This is a genomic window from Latilactobacillus parafuchuensis, assembly GCF_055271665.1.
Map to the genome: position 1 here is coordinate 1,001,585 of NZ_CM143875.1, position 24,760 is coordinate 1,026,344.

At 40.0% G+C, this 24,760-nt stretch carries 18 protein-coding genes; 17 read left to right on the plus strand and 1 reads right to left on the minus strand.

Annotated elements, in window-relative coordinates; genetic code table 11:
- The first annotated feature begins 21 nt into the window (after window positions 1-21).
- The 4 genes from ACVPPQ_RS05115 to ACVPPQ_RS05130 all read left to right on the plus strand — a co-directional run bounded on the left by ACVPPQ_RS05115 (window position 22) and on the right by ACVPPQ_RS05130 (window position 6,174).
- Complete coding sequence (locus ACVPPQ_RS05115; RefSeq protein ID WP_463496182.1) at window positions 22-1,311, plus strand: glycoside hydrolase family 125 protein; 1,290 nt, start codon at window positions 22-24, stop codon at window positions 1,309-1,311.
- A gap of 28 nt (window positions 1,312-1,339) precedes the next feature.
- On the plus strand, window positions 1,340-4,051 hold the full coding sequence (locus ACVPPQ_RS05120) for an alpha-mannosidase (protein ID WP_463496183.1): 2,712 nt from the start codon (window positions 1,340-1,342) through the stop codon (window positions 4,049-4,051).
- Window positions 4,052-4,161: 110 nt separating this feature from the next.
- Entirely contained in the window at window positions 4,162-5,271 is a 1,110-nt protein-coding gene (locus ACVPPQ_RS05125; protein WP_025083681.1) for an ABC transporter ATP-binding protein, read from the plus strand.
- Between the two features lie 60 nt (window positions 5,272-5,331).
- Window positions 5,332-6,174: a PucR family transcriptional regulator gene (locus ACVPPQ_RS05130; protein WP_025083682.1), complete on the plus strand. Its 843-nt coding sequence runs from the start codon at window positions 5,332-5,334 to the stop codon at window positions 6,172-6,174.
- A 106-nt stretch (window positions 6,175-6,280) separates the two neighbouring features.
- Here the strand turns inward: ACVPPQ_RS05130 and ACVPPQ_RS05135 are convergent, their stop codons facing one another.
- Window positions 6,281-7,114, minus strand: a complete 834-nt coding sequence (locus tag ACVPPQ_RS05135; protein ID WP_463496185.1) for an AraC family transcriptional regulator — start codon at window positions 7,112-7,114, stop codon at window positions 6,281-6,283.
- A gap of 122 nt (window positions 7,115-7,236) precedes the next feature.
- Between ACVPPQ_RS05135 and ACVPPQ_RS05140 the strand changes: the two genes are divergently transcribed.
- From ACVPPQ_RS05140 to ACVPPQ_RS05200, 13 genes are all read left to right on the plus strand, one after another.
- On the plus strand, window positions 7,237-8,991 hold the full coding sequence (locus ACVPPQ_RS05140; protein WP_463496186.1) for an ABC transporter ATP-binding protein: 1,755 nt from the start codon (window positions 7,237-7,239) through the stop codon (window positions 8,989-8,991).
- A 133-nt stretch (window positions 8,992-9,124) separates the two neighbouring features.
- Complete coding sequence (locus ACVPPQ_RS05145; protein ID WP_235715859.1) at window positions 9,125-10,759, plus strand: ABC transporter ATP-binding protein; 1,635 nt, start codon at window positions 9,125-9,127, stop codon at window positions 10,757-10,759.
- Window positions 10,760-10,781: 22 nt separating this feature from the next.
- Window positions 10,782-13,037, plus strand: a complete 2,256-nt coding sequence (locus tag ACVPPQ_RS05150) for a glycoside hydrolase family 31 protein (protein ID WP_463496188.1) — start codon at window positions 10,782-10,784, stop codon at window positions 13,035-13,037.
- Between the two features lie 288 nt (window positions 13,038-13,325).
- Window positions 13,326-15,170: a family 20 glycosylhydrolase gene (locus tag ACVPPQ_RS05155; protein ID WP_463496189.1), complete on the plus strand. Its 1,845-nt coding sequence runs from the start codon at window positions 13,326-13,328 to the stop codon at window positions 15,168-15,170.
- Window positions 15,171-15,316: 146 nt separating this feature from the next.
- Window positions 15,317-16,261, plus strand: a complete 945-nt coding sequence (locus tag ACVPPQ_RS05160; protein WP_035439178.1) for an ABC transporter permease — start codon at window positions 15,317-15,319, stop codon at window positions 16,259-16,261.
- A gap of 12 nt (window positions 16,262-16,273) precedes the next feature.
- Window positions 16,274-17,191 carry a carbohydrate ABC transporter permease gene (locus ACVPPQ_RS05165; RefSeq protein ID WP_056950104.1) on the plus strand — a complete coding sequence of 306 codons (918 nt, stop codon included), beginning with the start codon at window positions 16,274-16,276 and terminating at the stop codon, window positions 17,189-17,191.
- Between the two features lie 41 nt (window positions 17,192-17,232).
- Window positions 17,233-18,699, plus strand: coding sequence for an ABC transporter substrate-binding protein (locus ACVPPQ_RS05170; RefSeq protein WP_463496190.1), 1,467 nt, complete (start codon window positions 17,233-17,235; stop codon window positions 18,697-18,699).
- 161 nt (window positions 18,700-18,860) lie between these two features.
- Window positions 18,861-19,469, plus strand: coding sequence for a YesL family protein (locus ACVPPQ_RS05175; RefSeq protein WP_056950107.1), 609 nt, complete (start codon window positions 18,861-18,863; stop codon window positions 19,467-19,469).
- A 29-nt stretch (window positions 19,470-19,498) separates the two neighbouring features.
- Window positions 19,499-21,190 carry a sensor histidine kinase gene (locus tag ACVPPQ_RS05180; RefSeq protein ID WP_463496191.1) on the plus strand — a complete coding sequence of 564 codons (1,692 nt, stop codon included), beginning with the start codon at window positions 19,499-19,501 and terminating at the stop codon, window positions 21,188-21,190.
- A gap of 7 nt (window positions 21,191-21,197) precedes the next feature.
- The gene (locus tag ACVPPQ_RS05185) at window positions 21,198-22,664 is read left to right on the plus strand and encodes a response regulator transcription factor (protein ID WP_463496193.1); all 1,467 of its coding nucleotides are present in this window, start codon (window positions 21,198-21,200) and stop codon (window positions 22,662-22,664) included.
- 175 nt (window positions 22,665-22,839) lie between these two features.
- Window positions 22,840-23,070, plus strand: a complete 231-nt coding sequence (locus ACVPPQ_RS05190) for a hypothetical protein (RefSeq protein ID WP_463496194.1) — start codon at window positions 22,840-22,842, stop codon at window positions 23,068-23,070.
- Between the two features lie 503 nt (window positions 23,071-23,573).
- Entirely contained in the window at window positions 23,574-23,939 is a 366-nt protein-coding gene (locus ACVPPQ_RS05195; protein WP_025083691.1) for a bacteriocin immunity protein, read from the plus strand.
- Between the two features lie 113 nt (window positions 23,940-24,052).
- Window positions 24,053-24,571: a PedC/BrcD family bacteriocin maturation disulfide isomerase gene (locus tag ACVPPQ_RS05200; RefSeq protein ID WP_056950109.1), complete on the plus strand. Its 519-nt coding sequence runs from the start codon at window positions 24,053-24,055 to the stop codon at window positions 24,569-24,571.
- Window positions 24,572-24,760 lie beyond the last annotated feature (189 nt).

Here is a 24,760-nt window from a genome sequence, read left to right on the forward strand (position 1 = left end):
TATATAACAAGTGGTGATAAAATGACAAAATCATATGTAACACAATCAGTTCGCGATTTCGTAACAAAAGTGAATCAACTTTGTGCCGAGGGCCAGGAGAATTTGGCTGAAATTTTCGATATTACTTATACCAACACTTTAGAAACAACGATTGAAGCGGATCAATATCAAAATGCGTTTGTTTTAACCGGCGATATTCCGGCCATGTGGCAACGCGATTCCACCGCACAATTGCGACCATACTTAGTCATGGCGCAAACTGATCCAGCTGTTGCGGATTTGATTTTGAAAGTGGTCAACCGTCAATTTTTTAATATGAATTTAGATCCGTATGCTAACGCGTTTAATTTATCCGGTAATGGCCACGGTCATCAAACCGATGTTACGAAGATGACCCCTTGGATTTGGGAACGTAAATATGAATTGGATTCATTGTGTTACCCAGTGCAATTGGCTTACCTACTTTATAAGAATACCGGCTTAACGACGCAATTCGATGTTACCTTTATTTCGGCAATCCGTAAATTATTAAAGGTGATTGAAGTTGAACAACACCACGAACATTCCGATTATCGGTTTGAACGGGTTGAAGATCGGCCCGAAGATTCATTAACCCACGGCGGTCTTGGTGAACCAGTTGGTTATACCGGGATGAGTTGGTCTGGCTTTCGACCAAGTGATGATGCTTGTCAGTATGGTTACTTAGTCCCAGCCAATATGTTTGCGGTCGTTATTTTACGTTATTTAACCGAAATTTTGACGACGATTGTGGATGAACCAGAAATGGCGGCTAAAGCGGAACAATTAGCAGCTGAAATCCAAACCGGAATTGAAAAATACGGGACGATGACGAATAAAGCCGGTGAGCAAATTTACGCTTATGAAGTCGATGGTTTGGGGAATGCCTTATTAATGGATGATGGCAATATTCCGAATTTGATGAGCGCACCGTATTTAGACTATTTGAAAGCCGATAATCCAACCTATTTAGCGACCCGGCGGACGTTGTTGAGTCCCGAAAATCCCTATTTTTACGCAGGCGCATACGGTTCAGGTTTAGGCAGCCCGCACACACCAGCCAATTACATTTGGCCAATCGGTTTGTCAATTCAAGGGTTAACGCAAGCGGATCGTTCTGAAAAATTACGCTTGTTAGAATTGTTGGCGGCTACAACGGCGGGCACTAAAATGATGCATGAAGGCTTTGATGTTGAGAATCCAGCCAACTTTACACGTGAATGGTTCTCTTGGGCGAATATGATGTATTGTGAATTATTAATGGATTATTTAGGGATGCAGGTCAAAAAATAAAGTCACGAACTTATAAAGGAGCAGCATAATGGGCAAGAAAAAAGTTTTTGTGGTGTCACATAGTCATTGGGATCGTGAATGGTACATGCCGTTTGAAAAACATCGCTTGCGGTTAGTTGAATTATTGGATGAAGTGTTGGATTTAATTGATACTGATCCAAAGTTCAATAGTTTCCAATTAGATGGTCAAGCAATTATTATTGATGATTATCTAGCGATGCGGCCTGAAAATCAGCCACGGATTGAAAAAGCAGTTGCAGCTGGTAAATTACGGGTGGGGCCTTTTTACGTCCTACAAGACGATTTTCTAATCAGCCCTGAATCGCACGTTAAAGATTTTCAAATTGGGCGGGCCACTGCGGAAAAATACGGCAACATGATGGGAATTGGCTATTTCCCAGATACGTTTGGTAACATGGGTCAAACGCCACAAATGTTGAAATTAGCCGGCTTAGATGCGGTTGCATTTGGTCGCGGGGTTAAACCAACCGGTCTGAATAACCAAGTCTCAGATGGCAATTTTGAATCGGCTTATTCTGAAATGAATTGGGTCGGGCCAGATCAAAGCCAAGTCTTGGGCATTTTATTCGCTAACTGGTACAGCAATGGTAATGAAGTGCCGGTTGAAAAGGCTGAGGCTAAAGCTTACTGGTTAGAAAAACTCGCCGACGTGGAACGTTATGCGTCAACCGATAATCTGTTAATGATGAACGGTGTCGATCACCAACCCGTTCAAAAAGATATCACGCAAGCCTTAGCGGTCGCACAGGAATTATTCCCAGATTACGAATTCATTCATTCTAATTTAGATGATTATTTAGCGGCCGTTAAAGCCGATTTACCAGCCGATTTGAGCACTATTAATGGTGAACTCACGTCACAAGAAACGGATGGTTGGTACACACTAACCAATACCGCCTCTTCGCGGATTTATCTCAAACAAGAAAATGCCAAGGTGCAACGCCAATTGATTAATGAAGCCACTCAATTAGCGGCTGTGACGAGTACTGACGGTCAATATCCACAAGCGCAATTGACCTATGCTTGGAAGCTATTATTGGAAAATCAAATTCACGATAGTATTACGGGTTGTTCAGTTGATCCGGTGCATCGTGAAATGATGACGCGGTTTGAGAAGGTCTCTCAAATTGCCGAAGTCATCCGCGATAAAGCGCAAGCATCCTTAGTCGCGGAAATTAATACCGCCGTTTTCCCTGCAGAAACGACACCATTCGTAGTGATTAACCCAAGTGGTAGTCCTAAGAGCGGTGTGATTAAAGCCGAGGTTGAACTTGATCGCGCATTATTTAAAGACGGCCGTCCGGATGCCCAATTTGCCAAGATGCAATTAATTGCACAACAAAAACGGCATTACGTCGTGATTGATGCTGATGGACAAGAAGTGACTGGTGAAATTACCGGTTTTACAACGCGCTTTGATGCCGATTTACCAACTGATCGGTTTAGAGTACCGTACATCGGGGTTTACGCCCAGGTTGAAGTCTTTGTTAAAGATTTAGCGGCTTTTTCATGGCAGACTTTTGCATTAAAACAAGTTGACCGGGCACTGACGTATTTTGATCAACCCCAAAGTTCATTAATTTCAGCGAACCATACGTTAGAGAATCAATATTTAAAAGTGGCCGTTTCAGCAGTTGATGGTTCTTTGAATATCTTGGATAAGAAGACGCAAAAAACGTATCAACGAATGGCCGTCATCGAAGATACCGGTGATATGGGTAATGAATACATCTACAAAGAAACAGCGGATCAACAACGGATTTATTCGACCGACCAAGCACCCTGCATTCAAATTAAACGGGATACGGAAAAAGTAGCCACGATTGAAATTATTTCAACGCTAAGCATTCCGAAACAAGCAACGCCACAATTGGCTTACGAACAACGAGCAGTCATTGATATCACGCATCGTCAAGCGACCAGAAGTTCTGAATTAATTGATTTAGAATTGCATACGTTAGTGACGTTAGAAGCGGACAATCCGGTTTTAAAATTTGATGTCACGTACGATAATCAAGCCTTAGACCACCGTTTGCGAGTCTTATTCCCAACCGGATTGGCAACCACTGAAAATGAATCAGAATCAATTTTTGAAGTTGTCAAACGACCCAATCAACCTGAAAAAGATTGGCAAAATCCAACTAATCCACAACGACAACAAGCCTTTGTTAATTTACACGATGACCAAGGTGGCGTGACGGTGGCCAATGACGGTTTAAACGAATACGAAATTTTACCGAAAAACAACACGATTGCCATTACTCTATTACGTTGTGTGGGTGAACTGGGTGATTGGGGTTACTTCCTAACACCAGAAGCCCAATGCCAAGGGGCTCAACACGCCAGTTTTGCGTTAATTTTCCATAATGAACAAGCGACTGACCGGTTGACGAGTTATCAGTTAGCCCGTGCTTTTGCAATCCCATGTTTGACGCAAGGGACGACGCGGCACACGGGAAATCGGCCGACTGCCGATACTTGGTTAACGATTCAAGATTCTGCCCAGGCCTTTGCCGTGACGGGTGTCGAACGTGATCAAAATCAAGATTTGGTTGTCCGAGGGTATAACCTGGACCGGACGGCGCACACGATTCAGGTGAGTGTTAATGATACAACTGGTGATTTAATCGATTTCCAAAGTCAACCAATCGCGCAGGATTGTCAGACCCCACTGCAGAATGCCGAAATCAGAAGTTATCGGTTTAAGGCGAATCAATAAGCTTTTTTATAAAAGTGACAAGTGAGTTCGTTAATTTTTGTTCAAAGTGTCATATTAAAGTAAGCGCTTTATTGGTAGAATAGAAATATGTTAAGAAGGGTGGCTTTATCATGGTTGAAATTGACTTAGATCATATTTATAAACAATATCCAAATGCTGAAGATGCGGGGTATGCTGTATCAGATTTCGATTTGCACATTAAAGATAAGGAATTCATCGTATTCGTTGGTCCCTCAGGATGTGGTAAATCGACGACATTAAGAATGATTGCCGGACTTGAAGATATTTCAAAAGGTGATTTAAAAATTAGTGGCGAATTAATGAACGACGTGGCCCCTAAAGATCGAAATATTGCCATGGTTTTCCAAAACTATGCCTTATATCCACATATGACAGTTTTTGATAATATGGCTTTTGGTTTGAAATTGAGAAAATATGATAAAGCCGATATTGCTGAAAAAGTTAAATATGCAGGTGAAGTCCTAGGATTAACCGATTATTTAGATCGTAAACCAGCTGATCTTTCCGGTGGACAACGGCAACGGGTCGCTTTAGGTCGGGCAATCGTACGGGATGCACCTATCTTCTTGATGGATGAACCTTTATCAAACTTGGATGCCAAATTGCGGGTTAGCATGCGGGCTGAAATTGCTAAATTACATCAAAAATTAAAGACAACCACGATTTATGTGACCCATGATCAAACTGAAGCCATGACCATGGCTGATCGGATTGTTGTTATGTCAATGGGTGAAGTCCAACAAATCGGCTCACCATCTGAAGTTTACGATACGCCTAAGAATAAATTTGTGGCGGGCTTTATGGGCTCACCTGCGATGAACTTCTTTGATATTCATTATAAAGATAGCCAAATTACAGATGGCAAAGGCTTGGTCTTAGAAGTACCAGAAGGCCGGGCTAAGATGTTAAATAGCAAAGGCTACAATGGTAAAGATTTAACGCTAGGGATTCGCCCAGAAGACATTCATGCGGAAGAAACCTTTATTCAAACTTGGCCTAACAGTGTTGTTAGTTCTGAAGTCATTGTTTCAGAATTATTAGGGGCAACTTCAATGTTGTATTCTAAAGTTGATGATACTGAATTTGTGGCAACCGTTGATGCTCGTGATTTCCATAATCCTGGTGATACGATTAAGATGGCTTTTGATTTAAATAAAGCGCATTTCTTTGACGGCGAAACGACCACAGCGATTCGTTAAGCAAGTGGTTTGTAAAAAATGTAATATGGTATGATTGTTTTAGATAGGGAGGGATAGCCAATGATAACGGTCAACCAATTGAAGGCCATTTATCCAACCCTTAAAGTCAATCAAACACCAGAGCACGATGAGGCTGATTTAGCGTTAATGGTTGATGATCAATGGCTTTCAATACCAAAGGCGACTTTATCAACGTCAGAACAGGCGTTGTTGCTTAGTCTAGCTTGTACCGTTGATAATGAACACCGGCCTTGGTATGCGTTCTTGTGGGGTCAAAAAAAGCAGGTGCCAACGAAACGTGAAACAAGTGTTAGGGTTCTTCAGTTTCAGGTGACCTTCACCGACAGTTCTGGTCAAAAAGCAGCGTGGTTAGAGGCGCTCCAAGCCTATTTTGTGAAACCAATCGATGCTTTTTGGTTAGATGAAGCGACGGGGATTTTAATTGAGACCCAATCAGATGATTCGTTTGAGACTAATTTTACCGGTATTTTGCAATCATTGGATGCGGTATTTTACACCAAAACGGTATTTTACATCGGTCATTTCTGGCCAGTTTCGGTTGAATTACCAGCACTTTTTCAGATGGAACGTCAGCTGTTTAAACAGGTGCAACGGTCGAGTGTCAATACGCTTGCCCCTAGTCTGTTTCAGTCTTTGATTCAACAAGATCGGTTATACACGCCCTTAATTGAAGCGTTAAAGACGAGTTTACCAACTGATAGTGAAACCTTGCAGATGATTAATACGTTCTTTAAATACCATGGGAAGTTGAGCCAAGCGGCAAAGGCTTTATTTATCCATCGAAATACGCTAGTTTATCGGATTGATAAATTCTATAAGTTAACGGGTTTTGATTTACGGAACAATTATGATTTGACGTTATGTCATCTGATTATGAATTAGTTTAATATGAAAATCCCGCCATCGTCATCAAATGAAAGTAATCATTTCATTGAACAACGAGGACGGGATTTTTTTGTTGAAACTAGCCAATAAATAAAGTGTCAGTTTATTCTTTAGAGATTTGAGAAGGCGAGAGGCCATAATATTTTTTAAAGAGTTTACTAAAATGATAGGCATCACTATAGCCAACGGTGGCTGCGACTTGTTTGACGGTAATTGCCGAGCTTTCATCCTTTAAGAGTTCACGCGCGTTGGTTAAGCGCAGCTGGATTAAATAATTAATGGGACTCATTTTCGTGGCTTCTTTAAACGTCTTGGACAAGTAAGTTGTGCTGACGTAATTGTCTCGAGCCAGTTGGTCCAAGCTGATATCTTCGGTGTAGTGATTCTCTAAAAAATAAGTGACGTCTGCGACGAGTTGACTTTGTTTTTTTTCGGTACGCGAAATAAAGGGTTTAGTTGAGACCGCTTGTTGTTGGGCTAATCCGCGGAGAATATAAACCAGAATTTCAGTAATGATGCCCTTACTAATTAAGCGATAATCACTGGCCTGCTCATTGATTTCGGAGACTAAGCGCCAAGCTTGATCAATCACTTTGTATTGGTGTTCGCCAATCGGCAGTTGGGTATTTTGGTTGGGTAAGTAGTTACGTGGCAAGCCGTGCAGCGCAATATTTTGAATGCCGATGTGAAGTTGATGGGAAAAGGTATCGTGTTTTTGACGTTCGGCATGTTGGACACCCGGGTTAAAGACCAGGATTTGGCCCGCAACGACGTCTTGCCATTGACCGTCAATGTAGTAATGTGATTGGCCTTCTAATAAGATACTGATTTCTAGGAAATCGTGGGCGTGTTTGGGATGAACACTGGTGTTGCGATTCCAAGGATCAAAGGCATATAGTATTTCGGGATTAAATGTTTTGGCATCAGTATAACTCATTGTGGACCTCCAAATAAATCGCTTTCTTAATAATGATATTGTACATTATTTTTAGGTTAATTCACCATGTTATTTTCAAATAAAACAACGATAATAAGGCATTGAAGATCGGGGGATTTAAAATGAATAATTTTCAATGGATTTGGCAATATGTGGTTAAAAATCGCTATAAATTAATAATTGCCATGATTTTCTTTCTAATTAGTACCGCTTTAATTCTAGTTAACCCATATGTGATGGGCCAAATTGTCGATCGTGTGATTGATGGACACGAAGATTCATTATTGGTGCCATTATTACTGGTGATGATTGGGGTGACCATTGCTCGGACCATTACACGGTATATTTATCAGATATTATTTGAACAAACGGGTCAGAACTCGTTATTTGATTTACGAATGGATATGTATGATAAATTACACGAATTGGATTTCGACTTTTTTAACCATAATCGGGTTGGCGATATAATGACGCGAATGACGGGCGATACCGATGCGATTCGCCATTTTATTTCATGGGTCAGCTATCAAGTTTTGGAATGTGTCTTTTATTTTATTGTATCAATCCTGATTATGTTAACGATCAGTTGGCAACTGACTTTAGCATTGGTAGCGGTTACGCCGATTATATTTTGGTTAACCCAAGCAATGGCCAAGGCACAACACCCAATGTTCTTTGCGATTCGGCAAAGTTTTTCGCGACTGAATTCGATGGTCGAAGAAAATATTAGTGGTAACCGGATTGTTAAAGCATTTGTTCGTGAAGATTTTGAAATCAGCAAGTTTAATGAACATAACGACGATTATAAACAACGCAATTTAGCTGCGGCGAACGTCTCTAAAACGTATTTACCTTGGCAAGATGGGATTGCGAATAGTTTAAACGTGATTGCGTTAATTTTTGGGGGCTATTTAGTTATTCAAAATAAAATGACGCTAGGTGATTTGGTCGTCTTTAACGGTTATTTATGGATGCTGAATCAACCGATGCGGATGAGTGGTTGGTTGATTAATGATATCGAACGTTTTTCAGCTTCGTGTGTCAAAATTCGGCAAATGTTAGCGACGAAACCTGAAATCGAAGTTGAAACAACTGAAGAACCGTTGCGCATCAAGGGTGATGTGACGTTTAAGAATGTGACTTTTCATTTTCAAGACGATCCTGAGCATAATATCTTAACCGATGTGTCGTTTAGTGCGAAAGCCGGGCAGACGATTGGAATCATTGGCGAGACGGGTTCCGGGAAAACAACTTTAATTAACTTAATAAGCCGATTCTACGATCCGTCTTCTGGGCAAGTTCTGATTGACGGGCAAGATGTGCGTCAATATCCAATTCGCCAATTGAGGGATAATATATCGATGGTCATGCAAGATGTCTTTTTGTTCTCGAATTCAATTACGGAAAACATTTCCTTTGGCCGGCCTAATTTAGATACCGGTTATATTCAATCCGTGGCACGTGTGGCGGATGCGGACGGTTTTATCGAACGGATGCCGGAGGGGTACGAAACCATCGTTGGTGAACGTGGCGTCGGGTTATCTGGTGGCCAGAAGCAACGGATTTCGTTGGCCAGAGCACTTGCCAAAGATCCGGCGATTCTCATGTTAGATGATACGACTTCGGCGGTTGATATGGAGACTGAAACTAAGATTCAACATGAATTAGCCGGCTTAACGACTAAGAAGACGACGTTTATCATTGCCAATCGGATTTCTTCCGTGCGTGATGCGGATTTGATTCTGTTATTGGAAAAAGGGCGAATTGTTGAAGCGGGTAAGCACGAAGTTTTAATGCAACAACAAGGGCGCTATTACGATGTCTTTCAAAAACAATTAGGTTTGGAAAAGGGGGAGCAAATTGGTCAAACGAAATAAGTCAAATGTCGATGAGGCCCAAGTCGAACAATTTAATTGGCATGGTTATGTGCGGTTAGCCCAATATATTAAACCGTATTTAAAGAAAATCTACATTATTTTAAGCGTGATTATATTGGCCAATATTGCTGGGATGTTAGGACCTTATTTCACCAAGGTGGTCATCGATGAGGTCATCCCAAATCGTAATATCTCGCAATTATTATTAATCGGTGGGTTATACACGATTTCGTTATTCTTAATGGGCTGGTGTATCCGTTACCGAATTTATCACATTACCGAAGTCGGTCAAGATATGCTGAAAGACATGCGGTTAGATATTTTTCAACATCTACAAAAATTATCATTTTCATATTTTGATAATCGGCCCCACGGTAAAATTTTAATCCGAGTGGTCAATTACATTAATACGTTAAGTGATTTGTTAAGCGATGGCTTAGTCAATTTAATTTCGGATGTCTTTAATGTTCTGATTACCTTGGTCTTTATGTTTGCGATTAATAGCCGCTTAACTTGGTATAGTTTATCGTTAATTCCGATTCTAGTGATTTTAGTGTTGTACGTTCAAAAGCGACAACGGAAAGCTTACCAGATTCTCAGTAATAAGCAATCCAATTTGAATGCTTATATCCACGAAAGTATTACGGGGATTAAAGTCACCCAATCTTTTGCCAGAGAAGATGAAAATTTTAGAATTTTTAACGCGATTAATACTGAAAATAGTCAATCGTGGATGCACGCGGTCAAGATTCAATTTCTGTTATGGCCGGGGGTTCAAAATATAGCGGTAATCACTACGTGTTTGATTTATTTTGTCGGCATTCGTCAGATTGGTGTCAACGTTAGTACCGGGACGTTAATTGCGTTTATTGGTTACATCAATAATTTTTGGAACCCAGTGATTAATATCGGGAACTTTTATAATTCATTGATTACCGCAACGGCCTATTTGGAACGGATCTTCGAAACCTTGGATGAACCAGTGGAGATTGAAGATGCACCTGATGCGCAAGAATTACCAGCGATTGTTGGTGATGTCTTTTTTAACAACGTGACTTTCCGGTATGAACCGGGCAAGGATATTCTCAAAAAGGTTAATTTTAAGGTGCAAGCCGGCCAATCGATTGCCTTGGTTGGACCAACGGGTGCGGGGAAAACGACAGTTATCAATTTATTGAGTCGCTTCTATGACGTGAACGAAGGGGCCGTCTTAATTGATGGGCATGATGTTCGTGACGTGACGTTAGCGTCTTTACGGCGGCAGATGGGCGTGATGCTCCAAGATTCGTTTATTTTTTCGGGCACCATTTTAGATAATATTCGGTACGGTAAGCTAGACGCCACCGAAGCTGAAATTGTTGCAGCGGCGCAAGTGGTCCATGCGGATGACTTTATTCGTCATTTGAAAGATGGGTATCAAACGCAGGTTGAAGAACGAGGCAACACGTTATCTGCGGGTCAACGACAATTGATTGCCTTCGCGCGGGTCTTGCTGGCCGATCCGAAAATATTAATTCTGGATGAAGCAACGTCGAGTATTGACACTGAAACCGAGGAATTATTACAAGCCGGATTACATGCGCTCTTGAAGAATCGGACATCCTTTATTGTGGCGCATCGCTTATCCACGATTAAAAATAGTGATCAAATATTTTATGTCAACGGTGGTCAGATTGCGGAACACGGTAATCATCAAGAATTAATGCAAACCCGGGGCCAATATTATCATCTCTACCAATCTCAATACGCAATGTTGAAGATTGATTGATAACAATGATTGATTTTTTATGATGGAGGATAAATGGATGCCAGCCAAGGTTATTGAAGGGGAAAATTATCGATTTACCGTTATGACGGACTATCTCATGCGGATTGAATGGTCAGTGGATGGTCAATTTGAAACCCGGCAAACTTATTTTGCGCAGGACCGTAATTTTGCGACACCCACTACCGTTCAGGTGCATCGGCACCGTCAAGAACATGAATTAGAAATTGAAACAGATGGGTTTCATTTATATTATGAAGGCGGCCCGTTTTCAGATAAAACATTATGGATTGATGCCAAATATGGCTATGAACCGTATTTTAGTCGTTGGTTATTTGGCCGTGAATTAATCGGCGGGAATTTATTTGGGACCGCACAAACGTTAGATGAAGCGGATGGTGAAATCCCGTTGGCAGAAGGGATTGTTTCGCGCCACGGTTATGCACTGATTGACGACGCTGATAACAATGTGATTTTAGAAAATCAAGAATTAGGGCCACAAAATCGTGATCAAACGGATTTATATTACTTTGCTTACGGCCATCAATATTTGCAATCGATTAAAGACTATTTTAAATTGTCAGGGGTGCCGCCCATTTTGCCCCGCTATGCATTAGGCAATTGGTGGAGTCGTTATTATGCGTACACTCAAGCGGAATACCAAGCGTTATTCACCCGATTTGATCAAGAAAAAGTGCCATTTTCGGTGGCGGTGATTGATATGGATTGGCATCAAACCGATATCCCAATCAGCGAAGGTAGCGGTTGGACGGGTTATACCTGGAATCAAGCGTTATTTCCAAAACATCAACAATTATTAGCCTGGTTGCATCAAAAAGGCATGAAGGTGACTTTGAACGTTCATCCGGCAGCGGGGATTCGGTCGTTTGAAAAAAACTATCCGGCAGTTGCGCAACATTTAGCGCTTGATGCTGAAACGAAGGAACCGGCGGTCTTTGATTTACAAAACCCCGCTTTCCGACGGGCTTATTTTGAAGATGTGCATCATCCGTTAGAAGATGAAGGGGTCGATTTCTGGTGGATTGATTGGCAGCAAGATCGGTATTTTAATAATGATGGTTTTAATGTTTTAAAAGCGTTAAATCATTACCATTATTTGGATAATCAAAAACGGAATGACGGCAATGCGCTGATTTTATCGCGGTATGCAGGTCCCGGCAGTCAACGTTATCCACTAGGCTTTTCGGGGGATACTTGGATTAGCTGGGAATCACTGAAGTTTCAACCGTACTTTACGGCGACGGCTAGCAATATTGGTTATTCTTGGTGGAGTCACGATATCGGCGGACACATGATTGGTAGTTATGATCCGGAGTTACAGACCCGTTGGCTTCAATACGGGGTCTTCAGCCCAATTAATCGGCTGCATAGTTCTGATAATCCATTTTCGGGGAAGGAACCTTGGCGTTATCCCGTTGAAAATCGACAAATCATGGATACTTTTCTCCGATTACGGCATCAATTAATTCCGTACCTAGACAGTGAAAATATTAAAACCAACCTCGATGGGGTGCCATTAGTCCAACCGATTTATTATCAATATCCAGAGATGGACACTTATTATGATTATCGGGATGAATATTTCTTTGGGAGTGAATTGTTGGTGTCGGCGATTGTCACTAAACGCGAGCCGCAATTACAACAAAGTAAAGCGACCACGTGGCTACCAGAAGGCACTTGGTATGATTTCTTTACGCACCAGAAATATGCGGGTGAACGTGAAATTAATTTGTATCGGCCATTGGGACAATACCCGGTCTTGGTGAAACAAGGTGGGATTATTCCGATGACTGAATCGGCCCACCAGAATTTGACGATATTACCGGAAGCGATTGTCGTAAACATTTTCGGGTGTGCTGATCACGAATACGTCATGTATGAACACCTTGGCGACCAAATCGCGACAACCACCTTTAAATTGACGCAAGCTGGTCATTTGGCGGTCACCGTGGTCGATCCAAAGCAGATTGTGCCGTCAACACGAACCTTTAAGATGGCGATGCTCGACGGGCCGAAATTGCAGATTGATAACCGAACGATTTTTGCAATCACACAAGAAGGCGTCTCACCGGCCCTTAATTTGGTTCAACAAACTGAACAAGCGTTACAACTGATGCAGATTGAATATGAATTGAAACGTCAAATTTATGATTTTATCTGTGGACATCAAAATGAGCCCGTTAAGATTATCAATTTTATTAATACGAAAAAGCGCCCCGAATTGACTGACTTCTTTAGTAGTTTAGTGGCACAGCTGTAAGTGTGTTGAGTTGCGGGTAGCAACTGAGCATTAACAGAAAATCCCCCAGTTATCTTGATTTTAAGATAATTGGGGGATTTTGGCTTAAGCGGAGGTTGTTGCAACTCAAAAGCACGTTATCAATTGCCTATCAAGTTTAAAAATCCGGTTATCCGAACTAAAGATAACTGGATTTTTTGATTAAATGAGCAATCTATAATTTATAGATAAATTACTATAGTTTATGACTGTTTATCCTTTCTAGAAAACGCTATCATTTAGACGTGATTAATTCAGGGAGGCAATTAAATGATTAAACTACAAGGATTAACAACTGAACAACGGCTAGCAGCGGAGGCGTTAATCAGCGATAACGGTGATGCACAACAACTGACCGTTGATTGTCAGCAAGGGGCACCAGGGGTTTGTTTAACGAGAACGGGAAATACCGGGACCATTACCTTTGGGACTCAATCGGATTTGATGCACGCCGTTGCACTCTATAGTGGGCTGGTTAAAGAGGAACATGATTTTGAAATCAAACAGACGACGCATTTTGATAGTTTAATTGCGATGTTGGACGTTGCTCGTAACGGGGTGCCAACGGTTGAGATGCTTAAAACTTATATTCGTAAAATTGCTAGTATGGGTTACACCGAACTCTGGTTGTACTTGGAAGATTTATTCGAAGTGCCGGAAGAACCTTATTTCGGTCAGGGGCGCGGTCGCTATTCACAAGCTGATTTACACACGGTGGCCGTCTACGGTGAACAGTTTGGCGTGACAGTTGTGCCGGCGATTCAAACGCTAGCACATATGCATAATGCCCTAAAGTGGGATGCTCATCATGCCGTTCGGGATACTAACGATACGTTATTAGTGGATGCCCCGGCGACAAAAACGTTTATTCAGCATTTGTTACAAGCCGCAACGGCCCCATTTTTAACCAATAAGATTCATATTGGGATGGACGAAGCCTATCAATTAGGTCGTGGGGGCTATCTAGATCAAAATGGTTTTACAGATCAACAAACGTTAATTTTAAATCAACTTAAAATGGTTGTTGAGGTGACCGAATCATTAGGATTGGATCCGTATATGTGGAGTGATTTATGGTTCACTTTTGCGTCACCAAAACATGAAATGTATGATCCCGATGTTCATTTCTCACCGGAATTTAAAGCACAACTCCCCAAGGTCGGCCAAGTTTATTGGGATTATTATCATGAAGACCAAGCCACCTATCTTGATCGGTTTAAGCAACATTTTGAATTGAGCGATAACGTGGTTTTTGCGGGTGGCATTTGGACCTGGAGTGAGTTAGCGCCTAATCAAAGTAAGATGTTAGCAACAGTCGAAGCCGGATTGTCAGCAGCTAAAAAAGCAAACGTTAGACAAGTGATTGCGACCATGTGGTTTGACGACGGGGCAGAAGTCCCGATTAGTGCGGCTTGGTATGGTTTGCAAGCATTTGCGGCCTATCAATATCACGACGATGTGACGCAAGCGACGATTGATCAAGATTTTGAATTGATTAATAACGAATCACCAGCTTTTTATAAAGATTTAGAGCAATTTGATAATTTTACGGGTGGTATCAATGTCGATAGTGATAATGTCAGTAAAATTGTGCTTTACGAGGATTTATTGTTGCAACGCTATGAATTCAATTTAAAATCAATTGACCTCGTTGGCCAATGGCAGGCTTTAGCGGCCAAAATGGGGGCGGCTAAGTTAACTGCGGCCAATCAACTAACCGCACAGTACTATCAAATTTTGGCACAAACTTTAATCGCCAAGACCAATGCGTTAAAAACCGTTACTGGACTACGGACTGGTGGTATTCAGGCGGGGACCACGGCGATTGAACAAATCAAACTGTTCCAACAAGCTTTGCGACAATTAAGCAAAGTATCACGGCAAATCTGGCATCAACAACGCCGTGGTAACGGGTATGAAGTGATTGATTTACGGTTAGGGGCCCAGATGACCCGTGCGGATACTGTAATCTGGCGGATTACTGAATGGCAAGCAGGTCGGGATGCGTTACTGGAATTACAAGCGCCCGTTTTACAAATGGATAAAAAAAGTAATGGCCTAGTTGGTCATGCTCTTTATCAAGAAATTGTCAGTGCAGGTGATATTTCGTTTTAAGGCATCAAAAAAGTTAAGTAAATCTTGAATTTATAGATAAAATCATTAAATTTGTAGATTGTTAGATTATCGGAAAGCGGTTACAATAATAAGTGACTTAAAGAAAGGGGGAAGAAACGATGGCACAAAAAGCAACCGAGACACCAATGATACCTAGAAAAAAGAAAAAGTTCTTCCAAACCATGTGGGATAACCGAGTCTTTTTAATGTTAGTTGCACCAGGGACGCTATTTTTAATCGTTTTCTTCTATATACCAGTATTTGCGAACGTTGTCGCATTTCAGAATTTCCAATATTCAGATCAAGGATTTATTTATAGTGTGTTGCACAGTCCATGGGTGGGCTTTGATAACTTTAAATTCTTCTTTAAATCAGCCGATTTCTGGCTCGTATTACGAAACACGGTTGGTTATAGTATGACCTTCTTACTATTGAATTTCTTCTTTGCAATCTTCTTTGGGGTTGTGATGAGTCAATTACGTAATCAACGGTTATTGAAGACTTATCAAACGATGATGCTTTTCCCATATTTCTTATCTTGGGCAATTCTATCTTACTTTGTTTATGCCTTCCTAAGTAGTGATAAAGGGATCTTGAATCACATGATTCAGTCCTTTGGCGGGCAGCCGATTGATTTCTATAATTCGCCGTGGGTTTGGCCAGTCATTATTATCTTCTTAGGCGTTTGGAAAGGGATTGGTTATAACAGTATTCTATACTTCGCCACTGCGATGGGGATTGATCCATCTTACTATGACGCTGCAATGATTGATGGCGCTAGTAAGTGGCAACAGATTAAGAATGTGACGTTACCGCATATTCTACCGATTGCAACTTTGATGTTAATTTTAAATATCGGTGGGATTTTCCACAGTGACTTTGGTCTGTTTTATTTAATACCGCGCAATTCAGGGGCGTTGATTAATGTCACACAAACGTTTGATACGTATATTTACCGGGCTTTGACAACTTCTAACGATATTGGGATGTCAACTGCAGCCGGGTTAATGCAATCAGTTGTTGGCGCTTTGTTAATCGTTTTATCAAACTGGGTCGTTCGACGGAAACATCCAGAATCTGCACTGTTTTAGGAGGCGTCAACGATGCGTAAAAAGAAACGTATTTCAGCCGTTGAAATTCGAAAATTTAGTAGCGGCACCAATTTATTTTTCAATATCTTCTTAGCAATTTTTGCACTAAGTTGTATCTTACCGTTTGTTTTTATCATCATCCTTTCTTTAACGAAAGAATCTGATATTACGCTATATGGCTATCAATTTTGGCCGAAACATTGGGGAACAATGAGTTATGTTTACCTCGCCAAGATGGGCAAACAAGTTTTAACGTCATTAGGTGTCACGGTCTTTATCACCGTTGTTGGGACGATTATCAACAGTTTATTCTCATCAACCTATGCTTATGCCATTTCTCGGAAAGATTTCGCTTATGCCAAGTTCTTTACGATCTTTGCACTGATTTCGATGTTATTTGTTCCCGGAATGGTTCCAACTTACTTGGTTATCACTCAAATGTTAGGGTTAAAGGACAATATTTGGGCTTTAATTCTACCGATGAGCTTTGGGGTTTACAACGTTTTAATCATGCGGTCGTTTTTCAAAACATCAATTCCAGAAGCGATTATTGAATCGGCCCGGATTGATGGGGCTTCTGAACTCAGAATTTTCAGAAGTATCGTCGTACCTTTGGCAATTCCAGGGATTGCAACCATCAGTCTCTTTACATCATTAGGTTACTGGAACGATTGGATGAATGCTTTGCTGTACATTACGGATGATAAATTAGTGCCATTGCAATACTTATTAGTTAAGATTCAAAATAACATCCAAGTGATGACTCAGCAGATGAACAGTGGGGGCTCAGCAATGCTTGCCCAAAATGTACCCGCCGAAGGGATGCGTTTTGCAGTCGTTGTTGTGGCGACCTTACCAATTGCCTTAACCTATCCATTCTTCCAGAAATACTTTGTTAAAGGGATGACTATTGGGGGTGTTAAAGGGTAAGCGTCGTAGTTGATAGTGTGATATAAAAAGGAGGAGTTACAATGAAAAAGTGGGTTCGAAATATAACAATGCTCGGAATGGTTGCGCTTAGCGCGACAGTTTTAGCAGCCTGTGGTAAATCAAGTGATAGTGCTGAAGATAATGGCAAGACAACAGTATCGATGTATATGCCAGGGGACAAGCCTAAAAATTATGCTCAAATTATCAGCAAGGCTAATAAGCAAATTCATAAGACCTATAAAGATATTGATCTTGAAATGAACTTTATTGGCTGGGGTGATTATGAACAGAAATATAACGTCATGGTGACTTCTGGGGATGACTACGATTTAGCCTTTGCACAGAGCTATCCAGCTAATGCCGCTAAGGGGGCTTACGCGGACTTGACTAGTCTCATTAAGAAAGACGCTAAGAAGTCTTATGACAGCGTCGATCCAGCTTATTGGAAAGGTTTAAAAGTTAACAAAAAGATTTATGGTTTCCCAGTTAACGCCAACGTCTTTGCTCAAAATACATTGACTTTTAACCAAGAATTAGTTGATAAAAACAATTTAGATATTAGCAATGTTGATTCTTATGCTAGCATGGAACCAGCTTTAGCTAAATTCCATAAAGCAAACCCTGGTGTCGCAGCTTTTGCAATCGGCCAAGGTTATAAAGCTTCACCAGCTCATATGGACTTCCCATTGGGGAACGGTTTGCCATTTGCAATTGATTCAAGTGGTCAGGACAAGAAAATTGTCAACGCCTATGATACAGACGAAATGCAAGGCATCTTAGCAACCTTACACAGTTATTATTTGAAAGGTTATATTCCACAAGATGCTGCAACTTCAAGCACGCAATATAACTTACAAGACAACACTTGGCTCGTTCGTCAAGAAACACAAGGCCCTTACGATTATGGCGATACAGTGTTATCTAACAATGCCGGTGGTAAGAAATTAACCTCTAAAGCAATTACAGATCCATACAAATCTTCAGCACAATCACAAGTTGCGATCTGGACTGTTTCTAAAACATCAAAACATAAAGAAGCCGCTGTTAAAGTCTTGAATTTATTGAACACTGATAAGACGTTATTAAACAACATTACTTGGGGTCTTGAAGGGCAACAATGGAACTTCACTGATAAGGAAAAAGGGAAAATCAAGATTACTGACAAATATAAACCAAATTACTTTATTGGTGCATGGATGATGGGTAATAATGATAACCTATATACGCAAGATTCAGTGACTGATAGCATGATTCAAACACGTAAAGATAAGATCAAAGATGCTAAACAATCAGCCGCACTTGGCTTTAACCCAGATACAACGATGGTTAAAACTGAAGTGACTAATATCTCGAATGTGATGAGTAAGTATCTAGATATTTTGAATACCGGGACAGCTGATCCAGCGCCAACCATCAAGAAGATGGATAAGGAACTTAAGACGGCTGGTTACGATAAGGTTCAAAAAGAATTACAATCACAATATGATGATTTCTTAGCAGGTAAATAATTTAGAGCGTCAAGATACTCGGATCAATCTGGTCTGAGTATTTTTATTTTATAAATTACTATCAATTAGTAAGTACGAACTATTTGACAATTAAGGATAAATTGTTAAACTTAATAGTGGTAGCGCATTCATTCAAGGCGTGCCAATAGGGAGATAGAGCGATGATTGGACAGGCAACGCAAAGTGTTTTTACGAAAGTTTATGTTATTTTTTTGATGACCATTTATTTTTGGTTTTATGTACTGTGTGGGCTGGTTATCTTTGGTATTGGTCCGGCATTTCACACGATTACCGAGTTATTTATGGATAATCAGTGGCATTCCCAAAATTATCAATTTAAAAAAGGGTGGCAACTATTCAAAAAAGATTTCTGGCGAGTGAATCGAAACGCCTGGGTCTTTCTAGGGATTATGTTAGTGTTGATTTATAATTTGATGCTCAGTACTAAGTTGAATTATGGCTGGATGTTGATGATTCAGTTTATTATTATTTTCGCTTTAGCGTTAACTTTCTGTGTTAGTATTTTCACACTTTTAATCCGAACCCATTATGATGTGGGCTTCAAAGATGCTATCAAGTTAGCAATCGCGCAATTTTTCAGCAGTTTCTACCAACTGTTATTTTTTATTGGTGTTACGGTTGTGATTGTCGGGGCTTCGGTTAAATGGCCAGGGTTGATCCTATTCTTCACACCGGGGACCTATGTGGTCTTAGCAAACTGGTTTTCACGACGTTGGTATCAAAAGATTGACCGGTTATTGGCCCACTAAATTAATCATCCAGAAAGACGGTGGCCTTAATGAAATCTAGTTTTATTTGGTTGATTAATTTGTATACAGGCGTGCTAACAGTCACAGTTGTTCTGATGACGGCCTTTTTGATTTGGTCCAATATCCGTAACTATAATTCTGAAGTGTTACAGGCTGAATCAACGATTACGACTGAATTATCGAATAGCGTTTCACAGAATCTACAGACCACACAACAATTTGCTAATCAATTAGTCGCTAATCCGGAAACGATTGAAAATCTGAATCAATATTTTTCACATTCATTGATGGACTACAGTGACTACGCAACCGATCGGACGATTAGTTCGGGTAATTATTTCTTTTGGCCGAATGAATCGCGACTTTTCTTGATGATGCATCCACAGGTTTCAAAATTAAAATTGCAGTTGGCTAATCAAAAATCAGTTTTTATAGCGACGCCGGCGCAACCAGGTGGCCAAATTAGCACTAAACGAACCAATAACGAACAAGATCCGTTCGCAATCACGGTGCCATTAATCAATCAATATACGTTAAATACGGATGGTACATTAAGCATCACTTATAAATCACAAGATTTGCGTAAACAGTTAGATCAGATTAAGACGGTTCGGCCGATGCAGCTTTTCATGCAAACGACCCAGAATAAATCGGTATTCTACTACGCGGGTCAATCGGTCTCAAAGCAAGAGCAAAAAAGGGCTAAAAAGGCCATTACGCGGGATCAAATTAATCAATTAAAAGATTATCAAGTTGCTCAAAAATCATTACCTTCTGGATACACCGTCATGATGGTGACCAATCAGCATCGGGTAAAACAGATGATATTTAAGCGAATATTACCGCTCATGATGGGTGGTTTGTTATTCTTGATTATCTTGAGCAGCGGGTTACATTTTATTTTCAGACGGTATCAAAGACAATTGAAAAAAATTGTTGATACGGTGAGTCATTTTGGTGCGGGCGATTTATCGACCCGGGTTGAAGTGGTGTCCGAACAAACTGATTTAAAAGTATTAGCTGAAGGTATCAATAATATGCTTGAAGAAATTCATGAGTATGTTTATACCATCTATCAACTGCGGATTTCCAATCAAGAATCGAATATGCGTGCCTTACAAGCGCAGATTAATCCGCATTTTATGTCGAATACACTAGAATATATTCGGATGGCAGCGCTTGATGCTAATCAACCTGAATTGGCTAAAGTGGTCTACAGTTTCGCAGCGTTGTTGCGCAATAATACTGATTTTTCGGCACAAGCAACATTGAAAGAAGAATTATCATTTGTTGAGAAGTATATTTATCTATATCAGGTGCGTTTCCCAGATCGATTGGCTTATCAGATTAAGATTGCTGCCGATGTTGCCGATATTAAATTACCTAAATTTAGTCTTCAGCCAATCGTCGAGAATTATTTCGTTCACGGCGTTGATTTCACGCGGCTTAATAATGCGTTGAGTATTAAAGTCTGGCAAGTGGGAACTCAAGTGAATGTGGTTGTGATTAATAACGGTAAAACATTAACTGTGAATCAAGTTGCCAAGATTAATCGCGAGATGCGTGAATCCAATAATGTTGAGAAACGAACGTCAATTGGGTTACAAAACGTTTATTTACGAATGAAAGCCTATTTTGGTGATTCTTTTGATATGACGATTGGGATTGAAAATGACGGTTGCGTTAAAGTAGCGATGCATTTTACTAACGTAGAGGGATGATGCTAAAATGCTTAAAGTGATGATTGTTGATGATGAATATATGTTGTTACGTGGTTATCGTAAAATAATTGATTGGCAACTTTTAGGACTCGAAGTCGCTGTAACGGAAAAAAATCCGTTGGTTGCATTAGAAATATTACAAACCACACCAATCGATATTTTAATATCAGATATGAATATGCCGGAAATGGATGGCCCGACATTTGTCACAGCGGCTAAGAAAATTAGACCAGAGATGGAACTACTGGTTATTTCGGGCTATTCCAATTTTGATTACGTTAAGGCCGGCTTGCAACAAGGGGCTGTCAATTATTTAAAGAAACCGATTGATACCGAAGAACTGATCGAAGCACTACAAGAAGCAATTGAGCATATCGAAGAACAAAAGATGCGCCAACAAATTGCGGGATTTGCCGTTCAGGCCCAGGCTAGAACGTTGCTTCAAAATACGGCCGTTGAAACCGGCGTCAATCTTGTCCAGGAGTTAGGGTTGGCATTTGGTCAACAATCGATTCGGCTAATCGGGATTTTAAACCCCGTTCCACCTAGTGCATTATTGATTTATTTACAGACGGTGCCAGCGGTCCACGGCTTTTTCTTAGAATCACGTGATTACATTATTATTTTTCAAGGGGATGAAGTCGCCCTTAAACAATTCATTGATCAAATGCCAACGCAAGTTAGTGTCGTACACCGTCCGATGATTATCGGAGTCGTAGCAACTTCGTTAGTTGAGTTAGTCGCTCAATATCAAAAATTAAAGTTAGAAATATCGCGGCAATACTTCTTTGAATCAGCCGCGGGACTACAGCGCTTAGCGGATGCTAATTCAACAGAGGTCGTTATCATGTTACCAGGTTATTCGCAGGTCAAAAAGGCGATTAGCGGGTTGACGATTGCTGATTTTAGAAAGTGGTTTAGTGAACGCGTAGAACGGTTGAAGTTAGCGAATGCTTCCGATGTATTAGTCCGTCAATTTGCATTAGTCGTGTTGTTAGTACTGAATGAAAAATTAGCAACAGTCGATACCAAAACGCGCGCTATTACGGAAATTAATAATGCAAATGTCGTCTCCGAGATTATTAAGATTATTATTGATATCTACCAAGAAGCTGGTCAAACCGTTAAATATCATTTCACCACTAACGTGATGGCGATGTGTCGGATTATTGAGCAACGCTATGCCGAACCACTATCATTAAGTTCTGTTGCTGGCGAGTTACATCTGAATGCGGTTTATTTAGGGCAACTCTTTAAACAGGATACGGGGCGGAGTTTTTCTAAATATCTCAATGATTATCGGATTAATATCGCATTAGAGATGTTACACAGTTCGCATCTTGACGTGAACTATATCGCTTCTTTTGTGGGTTATCAGAATCAAGGTTATTTCTATAAAATTTTTAAACAACAAACCGGCATGACCCCCTCTGAGTATCGCGAAGGTGTGGGAATTGGTTCACAAGCGCATTAATCTCATTAAAAAAATCGGCTAATCACTCGCTTCAAGTAAGCAGTGGGACTAGCCGATTTTTTTAGTCGTTAAGTTGCTGGTTTTTAATTGACACTCATTCGTCAAAAGCGTATTTTAGAAGTATAGAAAGCGGTTACTTTAACTGTGAATAGTCAGTATTGTGGGGTGCTTAATGATGATTTTTGCGAAATATATGGATCAAAAAATGCGGAGTCAAAAGTGGGCGAAATGGTATTTTAGAGCGTTTGTCTTCATGGTTGCTAATTGGCCACTATGGGTCTTTACCGGAATCCTCGGCGGCGTGGCGTTACAGATGCGCGGCATTGTAGCAATCACATTATTTTACGGACTTTGCGCGTTAGGGTACGGTTTAACCAGTCGCAGAACGGTTAAGACAACTAAATAAGTAAAAAGAGCCCCGCTGATTCAAGTGGGTTTAAAAAATTAAACAACAATATTTTATGGCAAGTCGGCGTATTTCATACGAAGCTTGCCTTTTTTGTGCCTAATTCTTTGGGTGTTAATTTAGTTAATATGTGATTCAAGCTGCTAAAATTGAATGACTAATAAAAGAAAATCAGAAAATACGGAATTTTTAACGGTTATGGTTGATTTTTGAACGATAATATTAAAATGCGTCAAGTGAAAGCTTAATACTTATACTTATAGATAAGGAAGAGAAGTCGAGCTCAACTTGTTAATCCCGAATATTAGTTATTGGAATATAGAAAGGAATGTTGGATGATGAAAAATATTAAAACTTTAAGCATGGAAGAATTGACCAAGGTAAAAGGCGGGACATACTATGGTAATGGTGTTTCTTGCTAATTGATTAATAAGAAAGCAGACATTATTGTAATGTCTGCTTTCTTATTTTTAAATGGTGGTTGCAGGAGGGGGATTATATAAATGAAAAACAATAAGGAAAAAGATATTAGAAATAAGACGAAATGCTATGTCAAGGAATTGTATGGTCTTTTGTTAAACCGTGATAATCAATCATCAGAGCTTCTAGATATTACGGACGTGCTTCTACAAGTCTACAAAAAAATAGATGAGGTTAAAAATCCAGAAGCGTTAGTGAATCGATTAGTTAATTATATTCGAGTTGTAGCTAGTACAGGTCACGTTTATTTCCCAACTGACCAAGAGAAGTTGCTTATTGAATTAAGTGTAATTGGTCAGAAGGCTGGTTTAAATGGTTTATGTATGGCTGATTTTTCCGATAAATCTCAGTTTTATAGTATTTTTGAAGAAATACCTAAACGAAATTGAAAGTTTAAAACTTTACTAGGGTTTTTAGATGATCATTATATTAAGAAAAATAGACAAACGAGGCCCTTCGCCGTCGGTACGTTAATTAAATTAATTAAAAAGAGAAAATGACTATGAAAAAAAGTATTGCATTATTATTGATCTTAGTATTTACCGGTTTTTCGTTTACTTCAGTTCAAAAAGTAGCAGCTACTAGTACCTCAGCAGTTACGGCAGTACAGACAACGGATATTAGTGAGTCGCAATATGAAGAAAATATAGCTGATGCTAAACCAATTACTATTGAACAGTATTTGAAAAAGATGGTTAATAATGATAGGTTTATTGTGTTTATTGGTTTCAGTGACTGCTCACATTGTCGTAAGTTTTCTCCAGTAATGAAGCAATATTTGCAATCTGCAACACATCCAATATATTATCTAGACTATGGGCAAGAGGGATCATTTAAAACCGCATCTCAAGATCAGATAAATCAATTCTTCAGTTCTTTCGATAATGGATTTGAGTTTATGGGAACACCGACTGTTGCCCTTATCAACAAAGGAAAAGTAGTTTCGATGACAGTTGGAGATGATACCACTTTATCGGATCTTCAACATATCAGTACTGATTTTAATCAGATTAACCAGTGATTGATTAGTTAAACTCAAAATACCGATTATCTATTTTTATGGATAATCGGTATTTTGAGTTTAACGCATGAATATCAAAGCGACTTGATGTAAATGAGTTTATAGCAGTAAAATGCTTATTGTATTTTATTATCGTAAGAAATCAGCGTTAATCGTCGAAAATATAACGTTAATAAGCCGAAAGATAGC